The sequence below is a fragment of the Petrotoga mobilis SJ95 genome, from assembly GCF_000018605.1.
Taxonomy (GTDB): Bacteria; Thermotogota; Thermotogae; order Petrotogales; family Petrotogaceae; genus Petrotoga; species Petrotoga mobilis.
The window spans coordinates 897,010-910,647 of sequence record NC_010003.1; the positions used below are offsets into that span (position 1 = coordinate 897,010).

At 33.4% G+C, this 13,638-nt stretch carries 11 protein-coding genes; 6 read left to right on the forward strand and 5 right to left on the reverse strand.

The window, feature by feature from the left end:
* Positions 1–47: 47 nt before the first annotated feature.
* The 3 genes from PMOB_RS04395 to PMOB_RS04405 all read right to left on the reverse strand — a co-directional run bounded on the left by PMOB_RS04395 (position 48) and on the right by PMOB_RS04405 (position 3,329).
* On the reverse strand, positions 48–1,388 hold the full coding sequence (locus PMOB_RS04395) for a sensor histidine kinase (protein ID WP_049755262.1): 1,341 nt from the start codon (positions 1,386–1,388) through the stop codon (positions 48–50).
* Between the two features lie 26 nt (positions 1,389–1,414).
* Complete coding sequence (locus tag PMOB_RS04400; RefSeq protein ID WP_012208678.1) at positions 1,415–2,083, reverse strand: response regulator transcription factor; 669 nt, start codon at positions 2,081–2,083, stop codon at positions 1,415–1,417.
* 82 nt (positions 2,084–2,165) lie between these two features.
* Positions 2,166–3,329, reverse strand: coding sequence for a glycerol-3-phosphate acyltransferase (locus tag PMOB_RS04405; RefSeq protein ID WP_012208679.1), 1,164 nt, complete (start codon positions 3,327–3,329; stop codon positions 2,166–2,168).
* A gap of 218 nt (positions 3,330–3,547) precedes the next feature.
* Between PMOB_RS04405 and aglA the strand changes: the two genes are divergently transcribed.
* The 4 genes from aglA (at position 3,548) to PMOB_RS04425 (ending at position 8,753) form a co-directional block, all read left to right on the forward strand.
* Entirely contained in the window at positions 3,548–4,939 is a 1,392-nt protein-coding gene (gene aglA, locus PMOB_RS04410) for an alpha-glucosidase AglA (protein ID WP_012208680.1), read from the forward strand.
* Positions 4,940–5,022: 83 nt separating this feature from the next.
* Entirely contained in the window at positions 5,023–6,390 is a 1,368-nt protein-coding gene (gene uxaC, locus PMOB_RS04415; protein ID WP_012208681.1) for a glucuronate isomerase, read from the forward strand.
* Positions 6,391–6,423: 33 nt separating this feature from the next.
* Positions 6,424–7,581 carry an ROK family transcriptional regulator gene (locus PMOB_RS04420; RefSeq protein WP_012208682.1) on the forward strand — a complete coding sequence of 386 codons (1,158 nt, stop codon included), beginning with the start codon at positions 6,424–6,426 and terminating at the stop codon, positions 7,579–7,581.
* Positions 7,582–7,595: 14 nt separating this feature from the next.
* Positions 7,596–8,753 (forward strand): tagaturonate epimerase family protein, encoded by a 1,158-nt coding sequence (locus tag PMOB_RS04425; protein WP_012208683.1) that lies wholly within the window; start codon positions 7,596–7,598, stop codon positions 8,751–8,753.
* Here PMOB_RS04425 and PMOB_RS04430 read toward each other — a convergent pair.
* Both PMOB_RS04430 and PMOB_RS10560 read right to left on the reverse strand, forming a co-directional pair.
* Positions 8,750–10,327 carry an Rqc2 family fibronectin-binding protein gene (locus tag PMOB_RS04430; RefSeq protein ID WP_012208684.1) on the reverse strand — a complete coding sequence of 526 codons (1,578 nt, stop codon included), beginning with the start codon at positions 10,325–10,327 and terminating at the stop codon, positions 8,750–8,752. The genes PMOB_RS04425 and PMOB_RS04430 overlap by 4 nt on opposite strands.
* A 526-nt stretch (positions 10,328–10,853) precedes the next feature.
* Positions 10,854–11,024, reverse strand: a complete 171-nt coding sequence (locus PMOB_RS10560; protein ID WP_155811049.1) for a hypothetical protein — start codon at positions 11,022–11,024, stop codon at positions 10,854–10,856.
* A gap of 267 nt (positions 11,025–11,291) precedes the next feature.
* On the opposite strand from PMOB_RS10560, the gene PMOB_RS04435 reads away from it, so the two are divergent.
* Together PMOB_RS04435 and PMOB_RS10235 are read left to right on the forward strand one after the other, a co-directional pair.
* On the forward strand, positions 11,292–11,681 hold the full coding sequence (locus PMOB_RS04435) for a hypothetical protein (RefSeq protein WP_041534055.1): 390 nt from the start codon (positions 11,292–11,294) through the stop codon (positions 11,679–11,681).
* Positions 11,642–13,633 carry an HD domain-containing phosphohydrolase gene (locus PMOB_RS10235; protein WP_155811050.1) on the forward strand — a complete coding sequence of 664 codons (1,992 nt, stop codon included), beginning with the start codon at positions 11,642–11,644 and terminating at the stop codon, positions 13,631–13,633. Before PMOB_RS04435 ends, PMOB_RS10235 begins: the two co-directional genes overlap by 40 nt.
* The last annotated feature ends 5 nt before the right edge of the window (positions 13,634–13,638 follow it).

A 13,638-nucleotide genomic window follows, 5' to 3' on the forward strand; every position in this document is an offset into this window, starting at 1 on the left:
TTATATAGTTCCCTTAATCTTGAAAATCGAAAAGGGCCTTTTGGCCCTTATTTTTCAATTGGCAAAAATAAAGAAAACACTGTTCCTTTTCCAACTTCGCTCTCCACTTCTATTCTTCCATCATGCGCATTAACGATCTCTTTGACAATTGCCAGCCCTAAGCCAGTACTTTTTTCACTGCTTGTCCTTGCTTTATCTCCCCTGTAGAAACGATCGAATATTCTATGTAAATCTTCTTTAGGAATACCTCTACCCGTGTCTTCTATCGATATTTTAGCAAAATTACCAATTTTAACAGAAGAAATAGTAACTTTACCTTCATCCGTATACTTTAAAGAATTATCTAAAATGTTTATAAGAGCTTCTTTTAATTTATCTTTGTCTGCCCTGATATTTAACTCTTCCAATTTTTCAACTTGTAAGGTTAAACTCTTGTTATGGTATAAAGGACTAACTTTTTTTATTACTTCCTCCAACAAAGATTTCAAATTAGTTTTCGTGAAATTGTAAAATTGAGTTTTGTTATCACTCCTGGCTAAAAAAAGTAATTTATCGATAATTTCTGACATATAAGAAGTTTCTTCTAAGATCAACTCTAATGATTTTTTATACTCGTCTATCGACCTGTCTTTTTTTAAAGTCAAACTACTTTCAGCTTGTATTATGGAAAGTGGGGTTCTTAAATCGTGAGAAACATCTGCGGTGAATTGCTTTTGTTGTTCAAAGGCTTTTTCAAGTCTCGAAATCATTTGATTCAACGTGGAAGCTAACCTTCCTAACTCATCTTGGGAGTTTACTTTTATCCTTTCAGTTAAATTATTTTCTTCGATATTCTTTGCAGTATTTATAATTTTTTCAACAGGTTTAAGAGAACTATCGGCGTAAAAAAATCCCCCTATCCCCGCAAGGATCATTACCAAAACACCAGTGGATATCAAAATCATTTTCAAACGAGCCAAAACATTCTCTATCTCATTGGTAAATCTTCCGATGATTATGACAACATTCGAATTTTCTTTCAGTTTTGCGTTTGAAACATAAAATCTAGTGTTCCAATTGAAGTCTGTTGTTAAATTGAAAAAAAATGATTCACCGGAGTTGGCTTTTTGGATTTTCCCCTGAATATCGGGTATTTTGACAAGATAGCCATAAAATCTTAATAAACTAGCATCATCACTATAAATGTAAATCATTTCGTTTGGTAACGCTTTTATATTTTCGATATCTTCAACACTTTCTGCTTGTTCTAATGCTCCTTTAAAATCATCCATCCTTGCCAACAAAAAATTATCAATATTATCGTATAGGCTATAGCTTAAAGCATAATAAGAACTTAGACCAAATATTAAAAGCAAAATGGCCATTATTAGTAAGTACCAAACGGTCAATTTGAATTTTATGCTCTTAAAAAAACTTAAGATACCGTTAACCTATAACCAGCTCCTCTAACAGTCTCTAGAATTTTACCTTCTTTATCTCCAATTTTCTTTCTCAACCTTCTTATATACACGTCTATAACGTTTGAGTTACCTTCAAAATCGATATCCCACATTTTCTCCTCAAGAATAGTTCTGGTAACTACTATTTTTGGGTTTCTCATAAAATACTCCAAGATATTGTATTCCTTCGGGGTTAATTTCAATTTTTTCTCCCCCATCCAAACCTCTCTTGTTAAGGTGTTTAAGGTTAAATCTCCCACTTTAAGAACTGGGTTACGAGTGAAACTTTCTCTTCTTAATAAAGATCTAACCCTTGCAAATAATTCATCGAAATCAAAAGGTTTTACCAAATAATCATCCGCTCCGGAATCCAAACCCTTAACTCTGTCCCCCACACTATCCTTTGCAGTTAACATCAATATTGGAGTATTGATGTTTTCTTTTCTTATATTTTGACAAACGGTTATCCCATCTTTTTTTGGTAGCATTATATCTAAAATTATCAAATCGTATGAAGAATATTTTGCATAGTTTTCCGCTTCTTCTCCGTCGTAAACAACATCGATACAGTATCCTTCTTCCGTAAGTCCCCTTTTTATTATATAAGCAAGTTTTTCTTCATCCTCAACAACAAGGATTTTCATAATTATTCACCACCATAATTAATATTCTACCACAACTAATTTTCTGACTCTCAAATTAAAGTTTTATGAAAAAAATAACTTTTTAAATGTTGACGACCCACATGAAAAAGGCAGCCATTGGAGCCATCGTCAAATTATCGTTTAACCAATTACCAAACCCCTCCACAACAGTTGCCGAAAGAGCACCCACAATCAAGGCCATATAACTAATCGGTAAACCAATCAAATTCATGTAAACAGCTCCCGATGCAAAAGAAATGAAAAAACACGCTAAACTCCCCTCCACCGACTTCCCTTTCAACCATTGATGTTTACCCCACTTTTTTCCAACCAATACAGCCCAAGAATCTCCCAGTGCTAACATCACAATAGAGATCAAAGAATATGGAACAGGGAACAATCCTGCAATAGCTGAACCCATAAGAAAATAACTTGTTCCTGAAATCTTATAAGCCTCTTCGCTTTTTCCAACGGGTTTAAAAATTTTCTTCAACAACTCATTTATACTTTTTGAGTATTTTCTTATTAATTCAAGAGAAAGAGCTATTAAACCAGCAATTACAACAATATATCTAAAAACTACAGGACCCCAAAGTGGGTAAGCAAGCGCAGGGAACAAAAGACCCATATAACGCCAGGTCTTTCTTCTAACAAAATTATCTTTTAAAGGCTCTTTTACCTCTTGGAAAGCTCTTTTCAAATTCTCCCAACCTTTAATAAAAAGCCAAGCCACCAAAATAATAGTCAAAACAGTGCCCAATAAATCCATAGTACCTCTCAGATATCCTATCAAAATAACAAAAGGCCACAAAAATGACAAAACGAACATTATTCCTTTACCAAAAGTAAGCCATAACGTTCCAGCTAATATACCAAAAGCCGCAGATTCTAACGGAAACAAAACAACAAAAGATCCCACAGCAGCTGCTACCCCAACACCACCTTTACCCTTCAACCAAATAGACCAAGAATGACCTATTATTGCTACTAAAGCAAGTAATGGCCACCAATTCTTACCTATACCAAGCAAAAAACCGATTAAAATAGCCAAAACCCCTTTGGTTGAATCTCCTGTAAAAGATAATACACCTGCTACAGGTCCCGCTATTTTCCAAGCGTTAGTTGTGCCGACATTTTTAGTTCCTTCTTTTCTAATATCTTTTCTAGAAAAAATTTTTGCAAAAATAAAACTCCATGGTATCGAACCGATAAGATAACTCGCAACCAACGAGATTAAAAAGTCCACATCGATCACCTCTTATTTTTTATTATACTCTTATACTCTACTTTTCAAATCTTTAGAAAAAGTGAGAAAAATCAACCTAATCAAAAATATTTGCATTTAATTGGATTACATTGACTATAATCAGGTAAAATCAAGGTTGACTTTTTGTTTATTTTAATTTAAAATGGATACGAATAAATTCGATTTTAGAATGAATTAATTAAAGGAGTTAGAAAAACATGCCAGTTAAAATTTCTTTTATAGGAGCAGGTAGTGTCAGATACACAGTGAAATTAGTAGGGGATTTAGCAAAAACAAAGGAATTAAATGGAAGTTTAATCTCTTTCATGGACATAGACGAAGAACGATTAAACGCCGTAGATAACCTCGCTAAAAGATACACGGAAGAAATAGGTGGAAATCTTAAATTTGAGAAAACTACCAACCGTGAAAAATCTTTAAAAGATGCAGATTTTGTTATAAACACAGCATTATACAGAGCGCCAGGCCACGAAGACGGTTATGTAAGTTATGAAATCATGAGAGATGTTGCAGAAAAATATGGTTACTACAGAGGAATAGATAGTCAAGAGTTCAACATGGTATCGGATTATTATACATTCACAAATTACAATCATCTGAAATTATCATTAGATATAGCTAAATCGATTGAAAAAATATGTCCGAATGCATGGCTTATACAAACCGCTAATCCTGTTTTCGAAATTACACAATTGATTAAAAGGCTGACCAACGTAAAAGTAGTAGGCTTTTGTCATGGGGTTGGAGGTGTCCATGAAGTACTAAAAACTTTACGATTAGAAGAAAACGAAACTGATTGGCAGGTAGCTGGAGTGAACCATGGGATATGGTTAAACCGATTCCTATACAAGGGCGAAGATGGTTACCAAATCTTAGACAAATGGATAGAAGAAGAATCAAATAATTGGGAACCAAAAGATCCTTGGGATACCCATTTAGCTCCAGCGGTTATCGATATGTACAAATTCTATGGATTATTGCCTATAGGAGACACAACTAGAAACAGTACATGGAAACATCATCATAGTTTACAAGCAAAAAAGAAATGGTATGGAAAGTTCGGGGCTATAGACAATGAAGTTGAAAGGCCGAAGTTCTATGAAGAATTACGTCAAACAAAAAGAATGATAATTCAAGTTTCGAAAGATCCGAATATCAAAATAACAGAAAACTGGCCTGAAGAATTCCCAAAAGAAAAAATGAGTGGTGAACAACAAGTGCCTTTTATAAACGCTTTAACTAATGATGTTGAAGCAAGATTATTCCTGAATGTTTTGAATGATGGAACGATAAAAAACATTCCTAACGATGTAGTTGTAGAAGTGCCTGTAAAAGTTAACAAAAATGGAATATTCCCTGAAAAGATACAGCCAGATCTACCAGAAAAGATTAAAAATTACTATATAATCCCCAGAATCACAAGAATGGAAATGGCATTAGAAGCCTTTATAACTGGAAACAGAAATATCTTAGAAGAAGTTTTAGTAAGAGATCCAAGAACCAAAAATTATGATGATATTCCTAAGTTATGGGATGAGATATTCGATCTTCCATTTAACAAGGAAATGAAGGAACATTATAGAAGTTAATAACGTGCTTAAAAGAAAAGGTCCTAAAGCATCTTTTAGAATTTTCAAAGACAGGAAGAATTGAAGTATAGGAGGTTAGAAAAATGTCTTTTTTGGACGAAAATTATTTACTACAAAACAACACTTCGAAGATGTTGTATAATTCAATTAAAGATTTCCCTATCTTAGATGCTCACAATCACGGGGATGTGAAAGAGATCGTTGAGAACAAAGGTTGGGATGACATCTGGCAAGTGGAAGGAGCCACAGATCATTATGTTTGGGAATCAATGAGAAAAAGAGGGGTACCAGAAGAAAAAATAACCGGAAATGCTTCAAATAAGGAAAAGTGGATGGCATTGGCTAAAGTTTTCCCTGGGTTCGTTGGCAATCCTACATACGAATGGATACACCTCGATCTAAAAAGAAGGTTTAAAATAGAAGATACCATTTCAAAGTATACAGCTGAAAAGATATGGCAAGATACTTCTTTATTACTAAAAAGTGAAAGTATGAAACCTCAACGATTACTAAAAGAAATGAATGTAGAAGTAATGTGTACAACAAATGATCCAACAGAGGATCTCTCATTTCATGAAAAAGCTAAAGATATTGAAGGAATAAAGATTCTTCCCACTTGGAGACCAGACAAAGCTATGAACATCGAAAAAGAAAATTGGAAAGATTTTGTAGAAAAGTTAGGAGAAATAACAAAAGAAAATGTTGAACGCTTTGAAGGGTTTTTAAATGCCCTTTACAAGACACACAAAAAATTTGAAAAACTTGGTGGTGTTTCAAGTGACCATGGTATACTTGAACCGATTTCATACCCAGTTGAAAGAGAGAGAGTAAAAGAAGTCTATGAAAAAGCACTTTCAAAGAAAGAGTTAACGAAACAAGAAATTTCAGATTTCAAATCCTTTATGTTTTATGAATTTGGGACGATGAACGCTGAAAGCAATTGGGTTATGCAATTACATATTGGCGCTATACGAGATTATAGAGACAAGTTATATAATACTTTAGGGCCAGACACCGGAGGGGATATTTCAACCAGCAAAATCGACTTGGCAAATGGATTAAGATACTTTTTAAACCAATTTGATGAAAAATTGAAAGTTGTTTTGTACTGTTTGGACCCGTCACTATTTCCAACCGTTGCCACAATAGCAAGGGCCTTCCCAAACGTTAGCCTTGGAGCGCCTTGGTGGTTCAACGACAGTCCTTTTGGAATGGAGATATATTTAAAATATATAGCCACCGTTGACCTTCTTAGCGACTTAGCAGGTTGGGTAACAGATTCAAGAAAGTTAATCTCCTATGGTTCAAGGACAGAGATGTTCAGAAGAGAGTTATCTAACGTTGTTGGTGAAATGGTAGAAAAAGGTCAAATACCTATCAGGGAAGCATTTGATTTGGTGAGAGATATTAGTTATTTTAGACCAAAAAGGTTGTTTTTTGAAAAAATTTAGATAAAAATTATTGAACTCGGAGGTACCAAGTCGATGAAAAAAGCATCCTTGTCTTCTTTAAAAGAAAACAATGCGGCACTTATTTTTCAATCATTAAGGATTCAAGGCCCTATGACAAGGGCTGAAATTGCAAGAGAAACACGCCTCATGCCTTCAACTGTGAGTTATATAACGAATCTTTTAATTCATAAAAAGGTATTGAAAGAAGTTGGAAGTGAAGACGTTTCTCGTGTAGGGAAAAAGGGTATTTTGCTTGATATAAACTACGATGACTTCTTGTTTATTGGATATGACGTGGGCTCTGCATATTCAAGGGTTATTGTTTCAAACGGGAAGGGGGACATCTTATATTCCAAAAGATTCGTCTCAGAGAAAAACGACAAATTGTTGAAGCAGATTTATGAAAATATAAAAATGGTTAAAAACAAATTCAACATAATCGGTATAGGTATGGCTTTTCCTGGTTATATAGATCCAGAAAACGGAGTGGTTATAAGATCTCACAATATTGATATATCGAACTTTGAGGTTAAAAAGGTGATGAAAAAAGAGTTCAACCTACCAGCCTACGTGGATCATAACACAATAATGATGGCACGGAACTTAATTTCTAACAATTCCCACAAAGAGAAAGATTTTTGTGTGATCAACATTGGCCCAGGTATAGGAGTGGGGATAGTAAGCAACGGAAAGATATTGAGAGGATATAAGAACGCTGCTGGGGAGTTAGGTCATGTGACGGTTAACCCCGAAGGAAGAAAGTGTAACTGCGGTAAAAATGGTTGTTTGGAAACAGAAAGCTCAAGTAAGGCGATTGTTAGAAATTACGAAGAAATATCCGGGAAAAATTTAGAGTGTGAAGGAAGTTGTGAATCGAAATTGGTATATGAATTAGCCAAAAAAGGTGATGAAAATGCGATAAAAGCATTTGAAAGGGCGGGAAAATATTTAGGAATTGGCATTGCTACTTTAGTCAATATCTTAAATCCAGAAAAGGTCTATATAGCAGGTGGGGTGTCAAACGGGTGGGAATTTCTAAAAGACTCTACAGAACAAAGTTACAACCAGCATATATTTTACGCAAACAAAGATGTAACTATTGAAGTTTCTTCGATAGGAGAATACATAACAGCTTGTGGAGCTGCGACTTATGCCTTTGAAAAATATGTAAGAGAAGAATTAATACCATGAGGAGGAAAATATAAATGTTTACAATTTTACCGAAGAAAGGGATTTCTTTGGGTCTTGGGGATAGAATAGGAATTGCAACCCCGGGCCATATAAAAGTTGCAAAGAAATACAACTTCTTTCCTGTTTTTGCACAACAAAGTATTAGGGAGTTAAACTTCACTGGAAGAACGTTTACTGATGTAAGAAAAGACGTACTAAACGCACTTGTTGAGGAAAATTATGTTGGAAACAGTGGATTTGATGGAGATCATTTGAAAAGTGATGAGGAGATTCAATATGCTTTAGATTCGGGAATTACAATGCTCACTTTGGATTGTTCAGAACATATGAATAAAGATTCTTCTATAAAAGACCAAATATTTGAACAATTTTATAACAAAAGCTTTTTTGTAAACGATATGCCCATAGAATATTCAGATAAAAACGAATTGAATAAAATTGTTTCAATTTATGCCAGTGTTATCGAAAGAGTTATAGATGTATGGAACAAATTTCCAAAGGTTAATAAAAAAGAGGTAACTTTTGAAGTTTCAGTTGACGAGACAGATGTTCCAACAGATGAAAAAACACATTTTTTGATCTCTAAATATATCTACGATGAAGGGGTAAAAATAGATACACTAGCTCCACGTTTCCCTGGGGAGTTTCAAAAAGCTATTGATTATATAGGAAATATACAAGAGTTTAAAAAGTCTCTTATCAAACAAGACAAAATAGCCAAATATTTTGGATATAGGCTTTCCATTCATTCTGGTAGCGATAAATTCTCTATTTATCCCATAATAGGTGAAGTTACTCAAGGGAATTACCACCTAAAAACATCTGGAACCAGCTATCTCGAAGCTATTAAGGTTGTAGCTCAGAAAGATCCAGAATTCTTCAAAAAAATCTGGCAAACATGTCTTGATAAAAGAGAAGAAATGGATAAATACTACCATCTTTCCTGTGACCCATTCTCAGTTCCAAAAGATTTATCTCCAACAGAATACCTACAAAACCCAGATGCAAGGCAAACCCTGCACGTTTCATATATGTTCGTTTTAAACCCTCAATACGACTTCAGAGAAAAGTTTTTTGAGATTCTTACAAAATACCAAAATGAATACCATGAAAACGTTGCGAATCATATAGAAAAACATGTGAAAGAACTTAAAATTGAAGAAAAAAGTTAAACTTCTCTAAAAGGTTCAACGATAATGGTTTCATAATTTCTATAGAGCCACATTCCTGGTTTTGCCCCTTTTGGTTTCCATACGTTTTTTCTTTGTGTGTAATCAACCGCCACATTGGAAGACATTCTTGCTTTAGAAAATGTTGCGGCAATTTTTGCAGCGTAATCTATTACTTCTTCTGGTATTTCTTTACCAGAAGATTTTATTATTGTATGAGAACCTGGGATTTCATGTGTATGAAGCCAGATGTCGGCTTGTGCGGCCGATCTTGTTAATTCGTCGTTTTGCTTGTTATTTTTCCCAACTAGTATTTCAAAGCCTTTGTAATTAAATTTCCGAAAAGTTGTTTTTACTTTTCTTTCCCTTTTAGATTTTTTGTTTTCACTTATCAGCCCTATATCCTTCATCTCTTCTTTTATCTCTATTAAGGTTTCGATTTCTTCTGCGGAAGATATTGTTTCAAATAACTGATTAAAATATTCGAGCTCGTTATTCACTTTTTTAATTCTTTTTTTAGCATGTTCGACTCTTGACTTTGTTCTTTGTATATTTTTATACAACTTTTCCAGATTTTGCGTTGGTGATAAAAGTGGATCTACCTCTATTGTGACTTCCTCACCCGTATTCCAATCGGTTACAGTAGAATATCTTTCACCTTTTTTTATTTTGTAGAGATAAGTTTGAAGAAGCTCTCCTCGTTTTTCAAAATCTTTTAGACCTTTTTCTTCATTTAAATCTTGTAATATTTGTTCTTTGGTTTTTTCTAGTCTGTCGATTTCACTTTTTACCCTTTTTTCTAAATCCCTTTTTATTTCCAATAATCGTGATTGATCAGCCTTCTCTTGGAAGACTTTGAGCAGTGCTTGAGATGGTTTTAATTCCTCGTATTTAAAATTATTCGGGGTTATTGCGGAGAAATCATATGAGTTACCCTCTTTGAAGTAGAAAAGATAAGGCTTTTTGAGGTCTTGCACGGCTCTTTGGATCCCTATTTCTTTCAAAAACCCTATTGATTTTTTAGAAAACCCCATCAATCTATCATAATCAATATTTTCAATATTTTCTAAGTCTTCTTTCAATATATTTGTTTGAGAATCATCGTAGTAAGGTAGGTATTTAACCCCTGGAATTATGGGTCTAAATTCATCATAAACCCTTTTTAAAGATTCTTCTACTTTATTATCTTCGTTAACGAGTATTAAGTTGGAATTTCTTCCCATTAATTCGAAAAATAGCTTATATTTTCGCATAGTGGAAGTTTCTTGATCGTAGCTTTCAATTTCAAAGTAACCTATCCTATCTAAACCTAACTGCTCAACATTTACCACCCTTCCGTTTCTTATCTTTTTTCGTAAAAACTGTGAAAAGTTTGCTGGTTGTATCGGTACGTTCGGTTTTTGAGAAAGTAAAATAACATAAGAAGGGCTTATTAAAGAAAGAAGCACAAAATTTTGAGAAAATTGTATTAACACTTGGGATTTGATAGGTTGATAAATATTTTTAATTCTATCCCCCATGATGTTGTCTTTTATTTCTTTTAAAACTTTATGTAATACCAAACCATCAAAAGGCAAGTAAGACACCTCGTTTATAAAATATAGATATAGCGCCCCTTCGCCCCGCTCCCCACCCATAATCTTTAAGGGGCGAAGCCCCTTAAGAACCCCAAATTCAAAATCAAAGTTTTTTGCATAGATCTGAAACATGATACGTCATTTGCTTCGCAAATGAGAATTTGGAAATTATTTCAAATGCATTATGAATAAGACGTTTTGCATAGAGCCGCAAAATGTTTCACAAATGAGAATATGGAAATTGTTTCTAAGGCATTATGAACAAGGTGTTTTGCATAAAACGGCAAAAGCGTAGCAAACGAGATTTTGGAAAACATTTCTAAAGCATTGCAAACAAACCATTTTGCACAAATCAGCAACAAGCGTTTTACATAAAACGGCAAAAGCTAAGCAAATGAGATTAGGAAAGTTATTCAAAAACATTACGAAAAAAGACCTTTTTGCACAAGGCTGCAATAAGAACACAAAAGAGGCAAAACAATCTATGCCTCTTTTGTGTTTTGTAAAAATCTATGAAATTAAAATTCTACGCTGCTGATCCTTTCTTTCCTTTATCCATAAAAGCAACTATCAAAGCAATTAAACCAAGTATAATGTCTATTGTTCCGCGCCACGCTGGCATTTGCCCCACTGTAAGGGCAACAATTGCCATAAGTACGATATAAATTCCCACTACCATCAACCAAGGTTTAGACATACTATCCCCTCCTTATACACTCAACTTTACACAAAATTAGCCGATAAATTTAAAAATAACCTCGTTAGAAAACAAAAGTTGAACAAATTTATCGGCCTAAACACTAACAAAATGATAAGATATATATGTTACGAATATAAAAACATTTAAATAATTTTAATTTAACAACGAAAATTATTCTACTTTTAAAGTCTTCTTATTTGTGATACAATATCAAAGTAGTATAAAAATGCAAATCTGATCTCATTATATTTAGGAGGTCCACTTGTGAAAAATTATAATAAAGTTCTTTTTTTGTTTTTACTATTTATCTTGTCTGGGATTTATTCTTTAGCTTCTACTGTCCTAATTTTAAATTCGTATAATCCAGGCTTGTCTTGGTCAGATAAGGAATTAGAAGGGATATATTCAGTTTTAGAAAATGAAGAAAGTATAAATATATATGTAGAATATCTTGATAGCAAAAGGTTTGGCGATGATAATAGCCTAAACATATTCAAAGAATATTTTGAAAAAAATTTAGTAATTTTACATTTGATGTCGTTATTGCGTTGGATAATAACGCGCTTGATTTTGTTTTATCAAATTATGATTCACTTTTTTTGGAAACTCCTATTGTGTATGCGGGGATCAACTACTATCAAGAATACGATTTGAGTGAATTAGAATTTGTCAGTGGCGTTGTAGAGATTCATGATATAAAAGAAACGTTAGAATTAGCACTAAATCTCCATCCAGCCACAGAGAATGTTTATGTAATTGTTGATAATCAGACTAAAACCGGGGAACTTTTCAAGCAAGAAGTGGAAAATGATGTAGTACCTAATTTTGAGAATACTAATTTTATCTTTTTAAGCGATTCATTGGATCAAATAAAGCAAGAGCTCGATGCACCATTACAAAACTCAATAGTGCTCCTTTTGGCTTTTAGTAAAGATATTTATGGAAATTTTTATGATTATACACAAGTAGAACAATATATGGGACAATTTGATAAACTTCCTATTTATACTACATCAAGCGTGTATATGGGCAATAACGTTGTAGGAGGTAAAATTACCAGTGCATACGATCAAGGACGTAAAGCTGGGGAGATAGCAATAAACTTATTAAGTGGAGTTGATATTACAGAGCTGCCAAGAACTTACTTCCCTGATAATAAATACGTTTTTAACTTTCCTGCCTTGGAAAGATTTGGTATTTCAATCAATAGACTACCAGCAGATTCAATAATCCAGAACAAACCTCCTTCTTTTTATGAAAATTACCCTGTTATTTTTTGGATAATAATGATTCTAGTACCTTTTTCTATTGTATTTATATATGTTCTAAGGGAAGAAAATTTAAAACTTCACTCTCTTTTGAGTGAATTAAATGATGCAAAGGAAGAGGCCCAAAGTTATAATGAAGAACTTACCGCAGCAAATGAACAATTAACTTCCTACAACGAAGAGTTAATAGCACAAAATGAGGAAATAGAAAGTAATTATCAGGAAATAGAACAACTGAATAATAAAATAATTCATCTGTTGGAAATTATATCCGAAGTTGAAAATGAAGAAGTAAAAGAGGAAGATTTCTTCCAGAAATTTTTAAATACTTTAATCATAGAAATCCCAGAAGCTGATTATGGCAGTGTTTCTATAATAGAGGGAGATAGTTGGAGATTTTTAGTAACGTTGGGTCATGATATTAATGGTCTAAAAAGTTTAAATCTTAAAAAAAGTTATGCTTTTATTGCTGAAAAATCGATGGTACTTGATAACGTAATTTCATTGGATGAAGAAAAAATGCCTAAAGATGTAGCAAATTTAATGTACAAATTTACCAAACCGATAAAATCCTCTCTACTGAAAACAATAAAAATAGATGAAAATCGGTATTTAGATATTTCACTTGATATTAAAAAGGATAGCGATGAGAATTTTTCTGAAGAATCCGTTAGATTTTTTGATTCATTGTTAAATGTGGCAAAAATGTTTTTTGTCAACAGATTAAGAACGCAAGAGGTAAAAAATGCTTATGCAACCTTTGCAAGTAAACTTTCTATATTGGCAGAATCACACGATGAAAACAGTAAGAAACATATCTACCGTGTAAGTGAATTATCTGCATTTTTTGCAGAAAAATTAGGTTTCCCCAAAGAACACGTTGAAAAAATAAGAGATTTTTCTCCACTTCACGATGTGGGGAAACTTTTTATTCCTGCCGAGATTCTTAATAAACCTGGTAAACTTAATGAACAAGAATGGGAAGAAGTGAGGAAACATCCACTATATGCCGATAATTTGTTGGATGATCCATATTTTGAAACAGCAAGAAAAATTGCCCTTTACCATCACGAACATTACGATGGCTCTGGGTATCCCTTTAGATTAAGGGGTGAGCTGATTCCCATTGAGGCTCAGATCGTTGGCTTGGTAGATGTATACGATGCATTAAGATCAAAAAGAAGTTATAAAGCAGCTTTTTCACATAGGGAAGCCATTGACATATTGTTAAATGGGGATCACAGGACAAAACCAGATCATTTTAACCCAAGACTCTTAGAAATCTTGAAAAAATACGAAAAAGAAATAGAGGAAATGTATAAAAAATATGAAGAATAAAAAAC